This is a genomic window from Geovibrio ferrireducens, assembly GCF_026226615.1.
In the GTDB taxonomy this organism is placed as follows: domain Bacteria; phylum Chrysiogenota; class Deferribacteres; order Deferribacterales; family Geovibrionaceae; genus Geovibrio; species Geovibrio ferrireducens.
In genome coordinates this window covers 150,397-167,681 of record NZ_JAJAPB010000003.1, presented here as the reverse complement: position 1 = coordinate 167,681, position 17,285 = coordinate 150,397, and the positions used below count along the sequence as shown (strand labels likewise).

At 49.5% G+C, this 17,285-nt stretch carries 17 protein-coding genes; all 17 read left to right on the top strand.

Features of this window, described 5'->3' with window-relative positions; genetic code table 11:
* Nucleotides 1-62 precede the first annotated feature (62 nt).
* The 17 genes from OSQ85_RS04555 to OSQ85_RS04475 all read left to right on the top strand — a co-directional run bounded on the left by OSQ85_RS04555 (nucleotide 63) and on the right by OSQ85_RS04475 (nucleotide 17,284).
* On the top strand, nucleotides 63-1,874 hold the full coding sequence (locus OSQ85_RS04555; RefSeq protein WP_265821615.1) for an ATP-dependent DNA helicase: 1,812 nt from the start codon (nucleotides 63-65) through the stop codon (nucleotides 1,872-1,874).
* On the top strand, nucleotides 1,849-3,207 hold the full coding sequence (locus tag OSQ85_RS04550; protein WP_265821614.1) for a glucose-6-phosphate isomerase: 1,359 nt from the start codon (nucleotides 1,849-1,851) through the stop codon (nucleotides 3,205-3,207). The genes OSQ85_RS04555 and OSQ85_RS04550 overlap by 26 nt, the downstream gene beginning before the upstream one ends.
* Nucleotides 3,191-4,429 (top strand): tRNA lysidine(34) synthetase TilS, encoded by a 1,239-nt coding sequence (tilS, locus tag OSQ85_RS04545; protein WP_265821613.1) that lies wholly within the window; start codon nucleotides 3,191-3,193, stop codon nucleotides 4,427-4,429. Before OSQ85_RS04550 ends, tilS begins: the two co-directional genes overlap by 17 nt.
* Nucleotides 4,430-4,562: 133 nt before the next feature.
* A complete protein-coding gene (gene hpt / locus OSQ85_RS04540; RefSeq protein WP_265821612.1) occupies nucleotides 4,563-5,096 on the top strand; it encodes a hypoxanthine phosphoribosyltransferase in 534 nt (177 codons plus the stop codon).
* Between the two features lie 87 nt (nucleotides 5,097-5,183).
* The gene (gene ftsH / locus OSQ85_RS04535; protein WP_265821610.1) at nucleotides 5,184-7,091 is read left to right on the top strand and encodes an ATP-dependent zinc metalloprotease FtsH; all 1,908 of its coding nucleotides are present in this window, start codon (nucleotides 5,184-5,186) and stop codon (nucleotides 7,089-7,091) included.
* Nucleotides 7,078-8,268, top strand: a complete 1,191-nt coding sequence (folP, locus tag OSQ85_RS04530; protein WP_265821609.1) for a dihydropteroate synthase — start codon at nucleotides 7,078-7,080, stop codon at nucleotides 8,266-8,268. Before ftsH ends, folP begins: the two co-directional genes overlap by 14 nt.
* Nucleotides 8,261-9,034: a diadenylate cyclase CdaA gene (gene cdaA / locus OSQ85_RS04525; protein ID WP_265821608.1), complete on the top strand. Its 774-nt coding sequence runs from the start codon at nucleotides 8,261-8,263 to the stop codon at nucleotides 9,032-9,034. The genes folP and cdaA overlap by 8 nt, the downstream gene beginning before the upstream one ends.
* Nucleotides 9,031-9,936 carry a CdaR family protein gene (locus OSQ85_RS04520; protein ID WP_265821607.1) on the top strand — a complete coding sequence of 302 codons (906 nt, stop codon included), beginning with the start codon at nucleotides 9,031-9,033 and terminating at the stop codon, nucleotides 9,934-9,936. Before cdaA ends, OSQ85_RS04520 begins: the two co-directional genes overlap by 4 nt.
* A 2-nt stretch (nucleotides 9,937-9,938) precedes the next feature.
* Complete coding sequence (gene glmM / locus OSQ85_RS04515) at nucleotides 9,939-11,297, top strand: phosphoglucosamine mutase (RefSeq protein WP_265821606.1); 1,359 nt, start codon at nucleotides 9,939-9,941, stop codon at nucleotides 11,295-11,297.
* Nucleotides 11,297-12,031: a pyridoxine 5'-phosphate synthase gene (locus OSQ85_RS04510; RefSeq protein ID WP_265821605.1), complete on the top strand. Its 735-nt coding sequence runs from the start codon at nucleotides 11,297-11,299 to the stop codon at nucleotides 12,029-12,031. Before glmM ends, OSQ85_RS04510 begins: the two co-directional genes overlap by 1 nt.
* Complete coding sequence (gene acpS, locus OSQ85_RS04505) at nucleotides 12,018-12,365, top strand: holo-ACP synthase (RefSeq protein WP_265821604.1); 348 nt, start codon at nucleotides 12,018-12,020, stop codon at nucleotides 12,363-12,365. Before OSQ85_RS04510 ends, acpS begins: the two co-directional genes overlap by 14 nt.
* 150 nt (nucleotides 12,366-12,515) lie before the next feature.
* Entirely contained in the window at nucleotides 12,516-13,247 is a 732-nt protein-coding gene (gene kdsB, locus OSQ85_RS04500; RefSeq protein WP_265821603.1) for a 3-deoxy-manno-octulosonate cytidylyltransferase, read from the top strand.
* On the top strand, nucleotides 13,240-14,865 hold the full coding sequence (locus OSQ85_RS04495; RefSeq protein WP_265821602.1) for a CTP synthase: 1,626 nt from the start codon (nucleotides 13,240-13,242) through the stop codon (nucleotides 14,863-14,865). The genes kdsB and OSQ85_RS04495 overlap by 8 nt, the downstream gene beginning before the upstream one ends.
* Nucleotides 14,866-14,867: 2 nt before the next feature.
* Nucleotides 14,868-15,833, top strand: coding sequence for a KpsF/GutQ family sugar-phosphate isomerase (locus OSQ85_RS04490; RefSeq protein ID WP_265821601.1), 966 nt, complete (start codon nucleotides 14,868-14,870; stop codon nucleotides 15,831-15,833).
* Nucleotides 15,830-16,327: a KdsC family phosphatase gene (locus tag OSQ85_RS04485; RefSeq protein ID WP_265821600.1), complete on the top strand. Its 498-nt coding sequence runs from the start codon at nucleotides 15,830-15,832 to the stop codon at nucleotides 16,325-16,327. Before OSQ85_RS04490 ends, OSQ85_RS04485 begins: the two co-directional genes overlap by 4 nt.
* Nucleotides 16,300-16,833, top strand: coding sequence for an LPS export ABC transporter periplasmic protein LptC (lptC, locus tag OSQ85_RS04480; RefSeq protein WP_265821599.1), 534 nt, complete (start codon nucleotides 16,300-16,302; stop codon nucleotides 16,831-16,833). The genes OSQ85_RS04485 and lptC overlap by 28 nt, the downstream gene beginning before the upstream one ends.
* On the top strand, nucleotides 16,808-17,284 hold the full coding sequence (locus tag OSQ85_RS04475) for an LptA/OstA family protein (protein WP_265821598.1): 477 nt from the start codon (nucleotides 16,808-16,810) through the stop codon (nucleotides 17,282-17,284). Before lptC ends, OSQ85_RS04475 begins: the two co-directional genes overlap by 26 nt.
* Nucleotide 17,285: the final 1 nt, after the last annotated feature.

Here is a 17,285-nt window from a genome sequence, read left to right as displayed (position 1 = left end):
TGCGTAAATAATAATTTGTTTATACTTCCGCCGCTGTGTGATATAAATTTTCCTGTGATGATATGAATATAAAAAATTACTTTGAAGATGAAGACTTTCTGCCGTCAGTGCTGAGCGGCTACAGGCCGAGGAAGCAGCAGGCGGAGATAGCGGAGTTCATCCATAAATCTATGAGCGGTCATGTTCCGGCTGTGGTTGAGGCACCCACAGGCTCCGGCAAGACTCTGTCATACCTTATTCCCGCCCTTGAGCTTGAGCGGAAGGTGATAATATCCACCAAGACAAAGCAGCTCATGCTCCAGATCCTGAACAAGGATATTCCCATAGCTTCAAAGCTTTTCGGACATTCCCCAACGGTGTACTATCTCAAAGGGCGCAGGAATTACTTCTGCCATGAGCGTTTTTTTCGTCTGGTTTATCCGAACTCAAGCTTTTACCCCGATGCGGTTAAGTGGTTTGAAGGGATAGCCGAAAACTACGTGATAGAGATACCCTTCGGCATGTTCGGCGGGGAGGTCATAGAGAAAATGACCGCAGACAGCTACCAATGCTCCGGAAGCGGCTGTCAGTTTTTTGCCCACTGCTCATTCTACAGGGCAAAGGAGGCGGCGAACGCATCGGATGTCATCGTCACCAACCATCACCTCATAGCAAGCGATATAGCAATGAAGAGCAAAAGCGAGTTCGGCGCTGTGTTCGACTTCGCCGAGCATGTAATATTCGATGAGGCGCACGCCCTGCCGGATATTTACCCGCAGTTCGCAGGGAGCGACATCAACCTGCGGAGCTTCATGTCCCTCATACGTGAGAACAAGGCGCATTTCTCACCGAAAGATGTGGAAACAGCCACCGGAGCCTACAACACTCTCCTTGCCGGAGTAAGGGAAAGCCGCATGCTCCTTGAGCAGATGAAAGGGGATGTGGACAGATACGTAGAAACAGTTTTCAGAATAATAGAAGACAAGACAGAGAAAGAGATAAAAGACCCTTTCACAAAGCTGAAAGCCGCCCTTGTCCCCATACGCGGGGATGAGGAGGGAGTGAGGCTCTGCGAAGCGGGAGCGGGCTCTTTCACAGTGAAATTTATTCCGCTTATCGCGGGCGATAATTTCAGGGAAGGCCTGAAAGGAACCTGCATTTCCCCTCTGTTCATAAGCGCTACACTCACCGCGGGGGACAGCTTCGGCTATTTCCTTTCGGAGCTTGGCTATGACGCAAGCGAGGTCAACGCACTTAAAACAGGTGCGGTTTTCGATTACGAGACCAGAGGGCGTATTTACGTTCCCAAAGGTTTATGGAACGATAAAAACGCAGACGGAATATACACCTCCCTTGCCTCCCGCCTTGAGGGCTCAATGCTTGTTATATGCAACAGCACGAGAAGGATGGAGGAGCTTGCCGCTCTCTTTGAAAACACTATGCCCCACAAGAAGATTTTTATGCAGGGGAATGTGGATATAAGCGACCGGGAACTGGAGACAGGGGGCATATTCATAGGCTGCAACATCTTCCGAGAAGGGGTGGATTTTGCTCACACAGGGCTTAAGTGCGTTGTGCTGGACAAGCTCCCTTTTGAATACCCGGATGATGCTTTTCTCAAACAGAAATCCGAGAAGGTTAAAAATAACGGCGGCAATCCTTTCATGGATTTTTTCCTTCCCCGTGCCGTGATTTACTTTAAGCAGGCAGTGGGAAGACTCTTCCGCCATGAGGATGATATGGGGCTCTGGGTGGTGCTGGATGACCGCCTGTTAACTAAAAATTATGGAAAGTCCTTTATGGATGTGCTAAAAAATGTACACAGGGTACGCACGCTGAGCGAAGCCCTGAGCTTTCTGGAGGTTTGCGATGGAAAGGATCAGGCTGGATTATAACTATACGTCATCCGTTTTTATTAAAGGCGGCATGGGCGAGGCTGACTTCGAGCAGTACAAGGAGAAAGCCAGACTAGGCCTTTCCAGACTGATAGACCTTGTTAACTCCGGTGCGGTGGGCTTCCCGAACCTAAAAGGGCAGAACACGGTCGCCATGAAGAGCTTCGCCAAGGAGATAAAAGGCTCCGTGAATGACTTCATAGTGGCGGGCATAGGCGGCTCATCCCTTGGGCTTGAAACCCTGTGCGATGCTCTGCTGCCTTTCGGCTACAACTCGCTTTCCTACGGGGAGAGGGGCAGCAAGCCCAGAATATGGGTGGCGGATAATGTCGACCCTTCCAAAGTCGCCTCCATAATGAACACCTGCGAACCTGACGACACTTTCCTGTGTGTTATCTCTAAATCGGGCAGCACGGTGGAAACAGCCGCAAACTTCAACATCATCTATGAATGGCTCAAGAGCAATGTAAAAGATATATCAAAGAAAGTGGTGGTTATAACAGATCCTGAAAAGGGGATCATGCGTTCCATCGCCTCCGAAAAGAAATTCCGCGCGTTTGATGTTCCCTCTAATGTGGGCGGAAGATACTCCGTGCTCAGCCCTGTGGGGCTTCTCCCCGCTGCTGTTCTGGGCATGGATATTGACAGGCTCATAAAGGGCGGAGCCTCGGTCACGGCAGATAATTACGAGATGATTCTCGTTCTCGCCTCTATCTACATGTATTACATGGACAAAGGGCGCAACATGAACGTTATGATGCCCTACAGTTCAAGGCTTAAGTCGTTTTCGGCATGGTTCTGCCAGCTCTGGGGCGAAAGCCTCGGCAAAAGGTACGACCGCAGCGGAAAAGAGGTATTCTTCGGCTCCACCCCTGTTCCGTCAGTGGGCGTTGTTGATCAGCATTCCCTTGTGCAGCTTTTCAAGGAAGGTCCCTCGGACAAGCTTGTGACTTTTATAGAAGTTCTGAACCACGAGAGCGACAAAACGCTGAAATCATCTTTCCCCGCTTATGACTATTTAAGCGGACACACAATGGGCGAGCTCTGCAATGTGGAACTTAAGGCCACTGAGGCAGCCCTGAAAAACACAGGCAAGCCCTCACTGAAACTTACTGTGGATGTGCTGGACGAATATACCCTCGGTCAGCTTTTCATGCTTTATCAGTATGTTGTGCCGGTAATCGGTCTCGCTTACGATATAGACCCCTTCGACCAGCCCGGTGTTGAAGAGGGCAAGCAGTACGCCTACGGGCTCCTCGGCCGTGAAGGCTTTGAGGCAAAGAAAAAGACATTTACGGAAATTTACCGCAAACAGAATGATTTTATCCTTTGACAGATACATGGAAGAAAGCGCCGGAAGCATGGCGGGCAGGAAAGTTCTTGCCGCTTTCTCCGGCGGAAAGGATTCATGTGCTCTTCTCCACTGGCTTTATATTAATTCGCAAAGGCTGAAAATTGCCTTCGGAGCCTGTCATGTCAATCACATGATACGCGGTGAAAATGCGGACAGGGATGAGGCTTTCTGCCGTGCGTTCTGCGAAAAGCGCGGTATAGACTTTTATGCGGAGAAAAGAAATGTTCCCGAACTGGCTTCAAAACAGGGGCAGGGGCTGGAACATGCAGCCAGAAAGCTCCGCTATGAGGCTCTGGAAGCCGCTGCTGAAAGGGGAGAGTTTGAACTGATCCTCACCGCCCACACCAGAGACGACATGGCGGAAACCTTCTTCATAAGGGTTTTTCAGGGCGCGTCCCCTCACTCTCTCGGCGGTATAAGGCTGACGAGGGGGAACATCTTCCGCCCCATGCTGAAAATCTCCACGGAAGATGTTCTGGAATATATAGAAAAGAATGGCATAGAGACCACTTTCGATGAAACGAATCTGGACTCCTCATACCTGCGTAACTGGGTGAGGGGAGAGGTGGTTTCAGAGATAAAACGATATAATCCCGCCTTTCTGGACAAAGTTATACAGCTTATGGAGCAGTCTGCCCTGCTTGATGCGGAGACTGAGAAGCGCTGCTGCGGGGTATACAGCCACAGCGGCGGGGTGTTTATTGCGGAAACTGACAGGCTTTTTGCCCTGAGCCCGCTTGAACAGGCGTGGGTTGTGCGGCGGATGCTTTCCGGGTGCTTCCGCGCGGAGAAAAGGCATGTTGATACTGTTCTTGCACTGGCATCGGAGAGTGAATCTGCCCGGATCGATCTGCCGGAGGGCTATAATGCGGAATGCTCGTACGGCAGACTGAGGGTGTTTCACTCGGAACTTATAAAGCCCGTAAGCGCAGTAAAGCAGGCGGGAGAAAGGGAACTGACGGCAGGCGGCAGGGTGCTGGAGTTTTCCGGAGCGCTCATTGATGCGGAAATAACAGTAAGAACCCGCAGGAACGGCGACCGCATAGGCGGCAGAAAGCTTAAAGATATTTTTATAAACAGTAAAACTGAACTTTTTGACAGAGACAGGGCTCTTATTGCGGAGAAAGACGGTAAAATTATCTGGACTGAAAGGGTTTTTCAGAATCAGGATATATCTCTCCGCAAGGCTGAGGATGATTAGGCAATTACTATTAACGGATTATTTTTGTTTGACTTTATCCTTTCCGTTGACTAAAAAAGTATTTTTTCCTGAAAAGTTCCAGTGTCCATAGAACCTGTTTTTATGTATATTTATGGACAGTTGCGGAGGGTTCGTGAACAAGCACACACTTGCGGGTTACATATCGGAAGAGAGCATCAGCGGAAAAGTCGCTGAGCTGGCAGAGAAAATAAATAACGACTTTGCGGGCAAGGAGCTTCTTGTCGTGGGCGTTCTTAAGGGTTCTTTCATTTTTATGGCGGATCTGGTGAGAAGGCTTGATAAACCTATGGTTGAAACTGCGTTCATAACGGTTTCCAGCTACAAAGGCGCCAGCACAAAGTCAAGCGGCTCGGTACAGCTTGTCTGTGATATTGATAAACCACTGAAAGACAAATGTGTTCTTCTTGTGGAAGATATTGTGGACACGGGCTATACTATCAATTATCTTACCAAGATGCTTAAGGTGCGCGACCCCGAATATGTCGGTGTGTGTGCTCTTCTGGATAAGCCTTCAAGGCGTATAATGGACTTCACTCCTGACTACGTGGGCTTTTCCATACCGGACAAATTTGTTGTGGGTTACGGGCTTGACTATGACGGTAAATACCGGAACCTTGCGGATATAAGAGTGGTTGAGTTTCAGTAAAAGCTTGACAATATTGTGTTATATATCGCTTTTGCTCAGCTGCGGCACGCGGTTGAAAGTTCAGTTAAAATATAATTCGGAGGAGAAATGAACAACAACCTCTATAAAAATATGGCTCTCTGGCTTGTTATAGCATTCATCATGGTGTTCCTGTTTAACATAATTTCAGGAACTCAGGGAGTCATCAAGAACATATCATACTCGGAGTTTCTTCAGTCCGTTCAGAGCGGCGAGGTTGATTCCGTTACCATTAAACAGGAAAAGCTCAACGGACAGTACAAGGACGGAACCCAGTTTGAAAGCTATGCTCCGAATGATCCCGAACTTGTGAAACTGCTTGTTGACCATAAGGTTAAAATAACCGCACGTCCGCCTGACAAGAGCCCGTGGTATATGCAGGTTCTTATCTCATGGCTGCCTATGATACTGCTTATCGGTGTCTGGATTTTCTTCATGCGCCAGATGCAGGGGGGCGGGGGCGGAGGCAAGGCCTTCAGCTTCGGCAAAAGCAAGGCGAAGCTCCTCACGCAGGATCAGCAGAAGGTCACTTTCAAGGATGTTGCGGGTATTGAAGAGGCGAAGGAAGAGCTTGAGGAAATAATAGAGTTCCTTAAAGACCCCCATAAATTCCAGAAGCTCGGCGGTAAAATCCCCAAAGGCGTACTCCTCGTGGGCCCTCCGGGAACAGGTAAAACCCTGCTGGCAAAAGCTGTTGCCGGTGAAGCGGGCGTAAACTTTTTCAGCATAAGCGGCTCGGACTTCGTGGAGATGTTCGTGGGCGTGGGTGCTTCCCGTGTGCGCGACCTTTTTGATCAGGGTAAAAAGCATGCCCCCTGCATCATTTTCGTGGATGAGATAGATGCTGTGGGCCGTCACAGAGGCGCAGGTCTCGGCGGCGGGCACGATGAAAGGGAGCAGACCCTCAACCAGCTTCTCGTTGAGATGGACGGGTTTGAATCCAATGAAGGTGTTATCCTTATTGCTGCCACAAACAGGCCGGACGTTCTCGACCCCGCTCTGCTCAGACCGGGCAGGTTTGACAGACAGGTGGTTGTCCCCAGACCGGATATGCAGGGCAGGCTCCAGATACTTAAAGTGCACACAACCAAAATACCCCTCGATCCCGAAGTGGATCTTGAAACCATAGCAAAAGGAACCCCCGGTTTTGCCGGAGCGGAACTGGCAAACCTTGTTAACGAGGCCGCTCTCCTTGCCGCCAGACGCAACAAGGAAAAAGTGGACATGAAAGACATAGAGGACTCCAAGGATAAAGTAACCATGGGCAAGGAAAGACGCAGCATGGTTATCAAAGACGCGGAGAAGGAAAACACAGCATACCACGAGGCAGGCCACGCAATAGTCGCCAAGCTTGTTCCCGGTGCTGACCCTGTCCACAAGGTAAGCATTATCCCCAGAGGAATGGCGCTCGGCGTTACCCAGCAGCTTCCTGAGGATGACAGACACATGTACACCAAGGAGTTTATGGAAGGCATGCTTGCTGTTCTCATGGCGGGAAGATGTGCGGAAGAGGTTATATACGGCAGACTGAGCACAGGTGCCGGAAACGACATCGAACGCGCCACCGACATAGCCCGCAAGATGGTCTGCTCATGGGGTATGAGCGAGAAGATGGGCCCTCTCGCCTTCGGTAAGAAGGATGATCAGGTGTTCCTCGGACGCGATTTCGGACATACGAAAGACTACAGCGAATCAACGGCTGTTATGATCGATGAGGAAGTTAAGCGCTTCGTGCTCACCGGTTATAACAACGCTAAGGATATACTTAAAAATAACATGGGACTGCTGCACGCCGTCACCAGACTTCTCCTTGAAAAAGAAACCATCGACGGACATGAAATAGATGAGCTGACAGCAAAAATCGAATCAGGGGAGATAGACCCCGCCATGCTTCTGCCCATCGAAAGAAAAAGCGAAGTTAAAGCTGAATCCGCCGAGGTTAAGGAAGGGGAAGAAGCGCAAGTTGAGACTGTTTGAGGTAACGCCCGAAAAAGAGCGGATAATCTATGAACTGAAAAAAGTAGGTGTAGACCCCTACGCCCTGAGAATGGCAGACAAAGCTGCAGCCCGCGCTGTTAAAATATGCGGGCTTAAGCCTGCTCAGGGTAATATTATAAAGCAGGAAGCTCTTGCATGCGGTATAGATGCCGCCGTGTGCAGAGGCACGGTAAACTGTACGGTGGAGAGAACGGATGTTCTTATCATCGGCACTGAAAGAGGGCTGAAAGCTCTGGCCGGAAGGCTTGCCGTTCAGCCCTTTAATCTGTCTGAGATCGCAGCCGATCTCAAATCTTTTCTCGTAAAATCAAAAAAACGTTCATTCTTTTCATGCGGAAGGGAATTTTCACTGGAAAAACCTTTGGTTATGGGTATTTTTAATGTGACCCCGGATTCTTTCAGCGACGGAGGCATCCTCACTGATGAAGAGGGAATCAGGGCAAAGCTTGCCTTGTTCGCCTCTCAGGGTGCTGATATAACCGACATCGGCGGTGAGTCCACCAGACCCGGTTCGGACTCTGTTTCACTTGATGAAGAGCTGAAAAGAGTGCTCCCCGCTGTTAAGCTTGCTAAGGAAATGAATCTTTTTGTGTCTGTAGACACTTATAAAAGCAAAACAGCGCTAAAGGCTCTTGAAAACGGAGCCGATATGATAAATGATGTCAGCGGTCTTACCTTTGATGCGGACATGGCAAAAGTATGCGCGGATTTCGGCGCAGCGCTGTGTGTGATGCATATCAAGGGCGAGCCGAAAAGCATGCAGGATGCGCCCTCATACGCCAACCTGCTTGAAGAGGTTAAAAACTTCCTTTACGATTCGGCGGATACTGCTGTGAAAGCGGGCGTAAGAGAGGATTCCATAATTCTTGATCCGGGGTTCGGATTCGGAAAGACTTTAACGGATAATCACGTTATCCTTAAATATCTGGAGGAATTCACCTCAATGGGTTTTCCGCTCCTTGTGGGAGTTTCCAGAAAATCCATGATCGGCGGTATAACCGGAAAACCGCCGCAGGAGAGGCTTATCGGAACAAAATCCCTTGAGGCGGTCGCCGTTTTCAAGGGGGCTGACATTATCCGTTCCCACGATGTGGCGGAAACCGCCGAGATGATTAAGGTGGTTGATTTCTTAAGAAAGGCAGGGTGTGATGCCTGAGTTTTTAAAGTTCGTAACACTTATTGATATTCTTGATATAACCATAATCGCCGTTGTGGCGTACAGGGTTCTTCTGCTCATAAAGGGCACAAGAGCCATACAGATGATTCTGGGCGTTCTTCTTCTTATTGTTATTTCCTTTGCTTCCAAATACATGGGGCTCAAAACCACAAGCTGGGTACTGAGCAATTTCACCGGTTATCTTTTCATAACCCTTGTGGTTCTCTTTCAGCCTGAAATAAGGCGTGCACTGGCGGTCTTCGGTGAAACAAGAATGCTGGGCTCCGGCGGGAAATCAACAGGCAAGGTTCTGGATGAAATAGTCAAGGCTGCAAGCATACTTGCCAACAGGCAGATAGGTGCTCTCATCGTTATAGAAGGCAACACAGACCTTGAGCATTACCTCGAAACGGGGGAAACACTGAGAAGCCTTGTTACCAAAGATATTCTTATAAGCATATTCATCCCTTACTCGCCCCTTCATGACGGAGCGGTGATAATAAAGGACGGTGAAATCCTCAAGGCGGGGTGCATACTCCCCCTGAGCAAGAAGGTTGACATAGGTAAAAACTACGGAACCCGCCACAGGGCAGCCATAGGCATTACTGAGGAAACGGACGCAGTGAGCGTGACCGTCAGCGAGGAGAAAGGCTCCATTACTGTGGCTCACAAGGGTGTGCTGAGCGAGGAGCTTGACGCTGAGATGCTGAGGGTCAGGCTGAAAGAACTCTTTGAAGCGGACAGAAGAGGGACTAAGAAAAAATGAAAAACCTTCATTTGAAAATACTTTCAATCGTTATCGCTGTTTCTCTCTGGTTCGGCCTGGTTACAGGGGAGTATCAGGAGTTCAGCGTTTACGCTCCGGTGAGGTTTAAAAACATGCAGGGCGAGCTTGTGGCCGTTTCTGCCGATACCCATGTGAATGTCACAGCCAAAACTCCCAGAGGGCTTATGCGTGCTCTGGATTACAATGCCGTAACAATTGAGGTGGATGTTTCCGCTCTGGGTTACGGTGATACATACCACAGGCTTGTACCCTCTGAAATCAAACTCCCCTCCGGTGTGGAGCTTGTGCGGGTTGAGCCTGAGGGGATAAATATCACAGTGGACAAGCTGGTTAAAAAATCAACCAAGGTTGTCCCCACCTTCATCGGTGAGCCGCATCCGGGTTTTAAGGTTGGCAGTGTAACAGTATACCCTGAGTATGTTGAGATTCAGGGAGCAACTAAAAAACTTGCCGGAATCAACTCCATCGAGACAAAACCGGTGAACCTCTCCTCCAAGAAGGAAGGGCTTACATACAGCATAGGGATAAAAGAAACTGACGGAGTGCTCACCTCCGCGCCTGAACAGGTTGAAGTGTATGTGAGCTTTAAGGAAAACATTGTTGAGGACACTGTTGACAATGTGTCCGTAATTGCTGTCAACCTTGACAGCGGCCTGTCCGCAGCGATCAATGACATTGTCTCAGTGAGGGTGAAAGGGCGCAAGGACCTGCTTACTCCTGAAAATATTGAGAAAAAGATTAAATTCTACGTGGATCTTGAAAATACAGACAAGCCCGGCAGATACACAATGAAAGTATATTCAAGCAAAGCCGAGGGGTATCAGGTACTCAGAATTACCCCTGATAAGGTTAGGATTAAGCTCGAACGGAAAGGTGAATAAGGGTGAGAAAATATTTCGGAACCGACGGGGTCAGGGGAAAGGCAAACGTATTCCCCATGACGGCTTCATTCGCGCTTCGTCTTGGTCAGGCGGCGGCGCAGCAGTTTAAAAACGGCAAAAAAGCTCACAGAATTGTTGTGGGAAAAGATACTCGTATTTCAGGCTACATGTTCGAGAATGCGCTCGTGGCTGGAATATGCTCCATGGGTGTGGATGCTGTACAGATAGGCGTTATCCCCACGCCCGCCATAGCGTTCATCACACGCAGTCTCAGGGCTGATGCAGGTGTGGTTATATCCGCCTCTCATAATCCTTACTACGACAACGGAATCAAATTTTTCTCCTCAGAGGGGCTTAAGCTGCCCGATGAGGTTGAGCTTGCCATAGAGCAGAAGACCGACAGCATGGTTCACGGAGGCGAGGTTTCGATCTCCGCCGAGAACATAGGCAAGGCATACAGGATAGACACTGCGGTCGGGCGGTATGTTGAGTTTGTGAAAAGCAGTCTGGATAAGGATCTTGATCTCATGGGGATGAAGATAGTTATGGACTGTGCCAACGGTTCCGCCTACAGGGTTGCCCCCATGGCTATGATGGAGCTGGGTGCTAATGTCACCACAATAGGTGTTGAGCCGAACGGAACAAACATCAACGACGGAGTGGGCTCCGTTCATCCCGAAAAAAGCGCGGAACTGGTCAGAAAACAGGGCGCTGATGTGGGCATATCCTTTGACGGCGATGCTGACAGGGTTATTTTCACAGATGAGAACGGTGAGGTGGTCGACGGCGACATCATCATGGGTATATGCGCCCGTCAGATGAAGCTGGAAGGCAGGCTTAACAAAAATACCCTTGTGGCGACTGTTATGAGCAACTACGGCTTCGAGAAATCGATGAACGGTATAGGCATAAACCTTGAGCGCTGCGCCGTGGGCGACAGATACGTGCTGGCAAAAATGCTTGAGGGCGGCTACAACATAGGCGGCGAGCAGAGCGGACACATGATCTTCTCCGATTATAACACCACAGGGGACGGAATGGTAAGCGCCATTCAGCTTCTGAAGGTTATGCGCAGAACCGGGAAGCGGCTCAGCGAATTAAAGCAGTTTATCGAACTTTTTCCGCAGGTGCTGATCAATGAAATGGTGGAAAAGAAGGTTCCGCTGGAAGAGCTTACAGCGTCTGCCGCTCTTATCAGAAAAGCAGAGGAAAAGCTGAAAGGCAGGGGCAGGGTGCTTGTGCGCTACTCCGGCACGGAGAACAAGATCAGGGTCATGACAGAAGGTGATGACCATGACGAAATCACGGAAATAGCTCAGGACATAACCAAAAGCATAACGGATGAAATAGGCAGGAAGTAATGGTAAAACTCGGCGTAAATATAGATCACGTAGCCACGGTAAGACAGGCAAGAAGAGGGCATGAGCCAGACCCCGTTCAGGCGGCTGTTCTGGCGGAACTGGGCGGCGCAGACGGTATAACCGTCCACCTCAGGGAAGACAGAAGGCACATAAACGAGCGTGATGTCATGCTTCTGCGTGAAACCATAAATATTCCCCTGAACCTTGAAATGGCATGCAGCGAGGAGATCATACAGATAGCCCTCGCAGTTCTGCCCGAAACCTGCACACTTGTGCCGGAAAAGCGTGAGGAACTCACCACCGAGGGCGGGCTTGATGTTATAGGCAATTATGACACTGTGAAATACACTGTTGAGAAGCTTATGAACGCAGGAATTGCAGTGAGCATATTCATAGACCCTGATAACAGGCAGATAGCAAAAGCCTATGAAACAGGGGCAAAATACATCGAACTTCACACAGGAAGCTATGCCGAGGCACAGGGGATGCAGAAAAGGGGTGAGCTCACCAAGCTTGCCACCGCGGCTGATTTTGCTCTTGAAACAGGCTTTATTGTTAACGCCGGTCATGGGCTTAACTATAAAAATGTCGGTGAAGTGGTTACCCTCAGAGGGATGCATGAGGTGAACATCGGGCATTCCATCATAGCCAGAAGCATTTTCACCGGACTCACTCAGGCGGTGAAGGATATGAGGGAAGCCATAGACAGGGCCGCGCTCCATGCTGGGCTGTGACATTGTTGAGCTTTACAGGATAAAAGCGGCTTACGCCCGCTTCGGGCAGAGGTTTCTGGACAAGATACTCTCGGAGCGCGAACAGGCTGTTTTTCATAAAAGAAACAAAAACGGGCTCAACTTCCTTGCGGGGAGGTTCGCAGCCAAAGAATCCATATCAAAGTCCCTCAAAACCGGAATGCGCGGAATAGGCTTTTCGGATATTGAGGTTTTACCCGTTCGCGGCGGCGCTCCTGAGGTTTATGTCAGGGGCATTAAGCGCCCGGACATTGAGGTCTCCATATCGCACGGCAAGGATTATGCCATTGCTGTCAGTGTGATGCGGCAGAGCTGATTCACCCCGCTGTTAAAATCGTTTATAAGCTAAAGAAGAAAAGTTATTGTGCGGCATTGTTTTTGCTTGTTGAAAATCTCTGCCGTTCATACTATTATGTAATGTTTTGAATGCAGGTAAGATTTAAATCTGCCTGAGGTCAGGTTTTTTATGAGTGTTGTTGTTATTCCGGCGCGCTACGAATCAAGCCGTCTGCCGGGCAAACCGCTTGCGAAGATAGGCGGTGTGCCTATGGTTCTGCGCACTGCGGAAAGGTGCATGAAGTCCTCTGCGGACAGAGTCATTGTGGTGACTGACGATATACGCGTTCTTGATGCCTGCGCAGCGGCGGACGGGCTGGAATGCTCTATGTCCGATCCCGCTATACCTTCCGGTACGGACAGGGTTGCCAAGGTTGCAAAGTTTATAGAAGACGATATAGTTATAAACGTTCAGGGGGATGAGCCGTTCATCGACCCGGAACTTATAGATGCGCTCATAGCCGAACTCAGGGCTGATGCCGGGCTTAATATGGTAACTGCATGCACCCTGTTTGAGGATGGTGAGGACACAGGCAACCCCAACGCGGTCAAAGTCGTGTTCGGTGCTGACGGAAACGCCCTTTACTTCTCCCGCCTCCCCATCCCCTATGACAGGGACGGAAGCGGAGTGCAGAGATACAGACACATAGGGATCTACGGATTCAGAAAGGATTTTTTACTGAAATTCTCTTCCATGGAGCCGGGAAGGCTCGAAAACACAGAAAAACTCGAACAGCTCAGGGCTATGGAAGCCGGAGAGAAAATCCGTGTTGTAGTAACAGGATATAAACCCGTCTCCGTTGACACGGCAGAGGATTTAATAAAAGCAGAAGAATATTTAAAAAGGTTGGGAAATGGCTAAGTATATTTTTGTAACGGGCGGGGTTCTGTCTTCGCTGGGAAAAGGAATAACTGCGGCGTCTCTTGGCGCTCTTCTTGAGTCCAGAGGCTACAGGGTAACGGTGAAAAAACTCGATCCTTATCTTAACGTTGACCCTGGGACAATGAGCCCGATTCAGCACGGAGAGGTTTTTGTCACCGAAGACGGGGCGGAAGCCGACCTTGATCTTGGTCACTATGAGCGCTTTCTCTCCTCAAACACCACAAAGGAGAGCAACTACACCACCGGAAAAATCTACAAATCAGTAATAGACAAGGAAAGAAGGGGCGATTATCTGGGCGCAACTGTTCAGGTTATTCCCCACATAACTGACGAAATAAAAGCAAACATCCGCGCCGGAAGCGAGAACTTCGACATAGTTCTGGTGGAGATAGGCGGCACAGTGGGCGATATTGAGTCGCTTCCGTTCCTTGAAGCAATCAGGCAGTTCCGCTATGAAGACGGGGAAAGCAACGTTATGTACATACACGTTACCCTCGTGCCCTACATGAAAAAAGCGGGCGAACTGAAAACAAAGCCCACACAGCACTCAGTTAAGACACTGCGCGAGATAGGTATTCAGGCGGATGTCCTCGTCTGCCGCTCCGAGTACCCGCTGAACGACAACTACAGGGAGAAAATAGCCCTGTTCTGCAATGTTTCAAAAGAATGCGTAATCAATGCCATTGATGCCGCGTCAATATATGAAATCCCTCATAAAATGAGCAAAGAGGGGATAGACAGAGTTGTTCTTAAGAAACTCTGCCTTGAAGAGAGAGAATCAGACCTTTCCGTATGGGAAGATATAGTTTACAGAATCAAACAGCCTGAGGACACGGTGGATATAGCCGTGGTGGGCAAATACATTTCACTGAAAGATGCTTACATAAGCATTTCCGAGGCTCTTCTGCACGGCAGCATAGCCAACAAGCTTAAGGTGAATATCAAGTGGATCGATGCGGAAGACCTTGAGGAGAACACTCCGGATAAATTCCTTGACGATGTGGACGGTGTGCTTATTCCCGGCGGCTTCGGCGACAGAGGCGTGGAAGGGAAGATAAACGCAGTCAATTTCGCCCGTATCAAGGATATTCCCCTGTTCGGAATATGCCTCGGTCTCCAGTGCATGGTGGTGGAATACGCCCGTAACGTGCTCAAGCTTGAGAACGCCCACAGCATAGAGTTTGCGGAGGAAACCCCGCACCCTGTCATCCATTACATGCTGGAACAGAAAAACATTCAGAACATGGGCGGAACAATGAGGCTCGGCGCTTATGCATGCAGGCTTGAAGAAGGCAGCACAGCACATGCCGCTTACGGCGAACAGCTCATCAGCGAGAGACACAGACACAGACTTGAAGTTAACAATGAATACAGAGAAGCGCTTAAGAAAGGCGGTCTGCATATAACGGGCGTTAACCCCGAAAAGGATCTGGTTGAAATACTAGAGCTCAAAACACACAGATGGTTCCTCGGCTGCCAGTTCCATCCGGAGTTCAAGTCCAAACCAACGAAGCCGCACCCTCTGTTCTCAAGCTTCATAGCCGCTGCCTACAAGTTTAAGAAGGAGCGTGAGGAGCTTGAAGGCAAGGGGGAGTAGCCTTGGATATTCTTGAAGCGGGCAGAAAAACCCTTGATATTGAGATAGATGCCCTGCACAGAGTTAAAGATTCCCTCGGTGACGGATTTGTTTCCGCTGTTGAGCTTATCTTTTCCTGCAAGGGGCGCGTTGTCGTCACCGGAATGGGTAAATCCGGTCATATAGGCAAAAAAATAGCCGCCACATTTGCCAGTACGGGCACTCCGGCTCTTTTTCTTCATCCTGCGGAAGGGGTTCACGGAGACTTGGGGATGCTTGTTAAAGGGGATGTGGTTATAGCCCTCTCCAACAGCGGCGAGACAAAGGAGATTCTTGAGATTCTTCCTGTTATAAAGAGATTTAACATCCCGCTTATCGGCATAGTGGGCAAAACAAACTCTATGCTTGCCAAAAAGAGCGACTGTGTTCTGGATGCTTCCGTGGAGAAGGAGGCCTGCCCTCTTAATCTTGCGCCGACAGCCAGCACAACAGCGGCTCTTGCCATCGGCGATGCCCTTGCTGTGGCTCTCCTTGAAAAAAGAGGATTTAAAAAAGAGGACTTCGCCATTTTCCACCCCTCAGGCTCACTGGGCAAACAGCTTCTGCTGAAAGTTGCGGATATATACAACACAGGAGACGCGCTGCCGCTGGTTACGGAAGGCACTCTGGTTTCGGATGCTGTTTTTGTCATAAGCTCCAAAGGTTTCGGCTGCACAATAGTTGTGGACGGGCAGGGGACGCTGAAAGGCATACTCACTGACGGAGACCTGAGACGGGGTATGGAAAAGCACAGAGACATGGTTTTTGCCATGAAGGTTGAGGAGGTCTGCACAAAGACTCCGAAAACCATACCAGATGACGCACTGGCGGCGAAGGCACTCTCCGTTATGGAGACATACTCCATAACATCGCTGGTTACTGTGGACTCGCAGGGCAGACCGTCAGGTATAATACATCTCCATGACCTGCTCAGGGCCGGGCTTGCATGAAGAAAGACATAAAAGTCATCTTTCTTGATGTTGACGGTGTAATGACCGACGGCAAAATCATTTATAACGAAAAAGGCGAGGAAACAAAACATTTCAACGTCCATGACGGTCTTGGTATTAAGCTGGCTATGCGCGCAGGGCTTGAGATAATCATCATCTCAGGCAGAAAGTCAGTTGTGACGGACATCCGTGCTGCCGAGCTTGGGATAAAAGCCTACACAGGCATAGCGGACAAAGCTGCTCTCTACAGACAGATCAGGGATGAAAAAGGCTATGAGGACTGCGACTGCGCCGCAATAGGCGATGACATTAACGATATAGGCATGCTGAGATCGGTCGGAACATCTGCAACGGTTGCGGATGCGCCGGAGTACGTGAAAAGCGAAGCAGACTACATCACCTTTGCCAAAGGCGGAGAGGGTGCAGTCAGGGAATTTATAGAGTATATACTTAAAAAATGCGGAATATGGGAAGACGTTTTAAGATCATATTAGCCGCCGCGGGCGGAATCGTTATGCTGTTTATCCTTTTCTCCTGCTCCGGCAGCAGCAAAAAGGTGAAGGGCTATGTGCCGCCCTCAAACGTGTTTGAGATAACGGATTTTGAGATGCTGACCGGCAGGGAAGGGGCAAACTACCGCCTCACCGCCGTTAAAGCGTCATTCAACAGGATAGAAAATATAGCCGAACTCACCGACATTACAGTCGAGTTTGAGGACGGCGATGAAAAGATAACTGCCAGAGCCGACAGGGGTTATTATCTCCAGAACCGCTATCTTGTGGCGGAGGGGAATATAAGCGGTGAGACAGGCAGTCTCCGCTTTAAAACCGCAGACGAAGGCATTATGAACTACGATTTTGAAAGCTACACCGGAACCGTGGAGAATGAAGTCATCTGCATGCAGGGTCCCAATGTGATCAGGGCTGACAGGGCGGAAATGGACTTCAAAACTAAGATAACGGAGTTTAAGGGCAATGTATCGATTAATTATTCTATGTAGCCTTGCTGTCATCACCGCTTTCTCAGCGGTATATGCCGCAGGGAACTTTACAGTAGGCTCATCCGGCCCCATACATATAGAAACGGATAACGTGACGATCCTCAAGGATAAAAACATCCTCAGGGGAAATGTCTATGTTAAGCGCGGCGACCTTGAGGTGCGCTCCGCAGAGCTTGATGTCTTCCTTAAGGGTTCAAGCGATGTGGAAAGGCTGCTTTTCAGGGGCAATGTGAGGATGAATAAGGAAGATATGCGCGCCATAGCCGACAGGGCGGAGATATTCGTCACAGAAGACAGGGCTGTCCTCAGCGGTTCCGTTAAGGTATGGCAGGGAACAAGCTACCTCGAAGGCGAACAGGTGAATATAAACAACAAAACCGGAGAAGCCAGAGTCACAAGAGGGCAGGAAAAAAGGGTGAAAATAATACTCAACCCCAAGGAAGGTAATTAAA

Excerpts from the sequence above, each read along its gene's own strand:
- lptC (WP_265821599.1), top strand. The coding sequence starts at position 16,300 with ATGGGAAGACGTTTTAAGATCATATTAGCCGCCGCGGGCGGAATCGTT.
- OSQ85_RS04495 (WP_265821602.1), top strand. The coding sequence starts at position 13,240 with ATGGCTAAGTATATTTTTGTAACGGGCGGGGTTCTGTCTTCGCTGGGA.
- cdaA (WP_265821608.1), top strand. The coding sequence starts at position 8,261 with ATGCCTGAGTTTTTAAAGTTCGTAACACTTATTGATATTCTTGATATA.
- OSQ85_RS04555 (WP_265821615.1), top strand. The coding sequence starts at position 63 with ATGAATATAAAAAATTACTTTGAAGATGAAGACTTTCTGCCGTCAGTG.
- tilS (WP_265821613.1), top strand. The coding sequence starts at position 3,191 with ATGATTTTATCCTTTGACAGATACATGGAAGAAAGCGCCGGAAGCATG.
- OSQ85_RS04485 (WP_265821600.1), top strand. The coding sequence starts at position 15,830 with ATGAAGAAAGACATAAAAGTCATCTTTCTTGATGTTGACGGTGTAATG.
- OSQ85_RS04510 (WP_265821605.1), top strand. The coding sequence starts at position 11,297 with ATGGTAAAACTCGGCGTAAATATAGATCACGTAGCCACGGTAAGACAG.
- kdsB (WP_265821603.1), top strand. The coding sequence starts at position 12,516 with ATGAGTGTTGTTGTTATTCCGGCGCGCTACGAATCAAGCCGTCTGCCG.
- ftsH (WP_265821610.1), top strand. The coding sequence starts at position 5,184 with ATGAACAACAACCTCTATAAAAATATGGCTCTCTGGCTTGTTATAGCA.
- OSQ85_RS04475 (WP_265821598.1), top strand. The coding sequence starts at position 16,808 with ATGTATCGATTAATTATTCTATGTAGCCTTGCTGTCATCACCGCTTTC.
- OSQ85_RS04520 (WP_265821607.1), top strand. The coding sequence starts at position 9,031 with ATGAAAAACCTTCATTTGAAAATACTTTCAATCGTTATCGCTGTTTCT.
- acpS (WP_265821604.1), top strand. The coding sequence starts at position 12,018 with ATGCTGGGCTGTGACATTGTTGAGCTTTACAGGATAAAAGCGGCTTAC.
- OSQ85_RS04550 (WP_265821614.1), top strand. The coding sequence starts at position 1,849 with ATGGAAAGGATCAGGCTGGATTATAACTATACGTCATCCGTTTTTATT.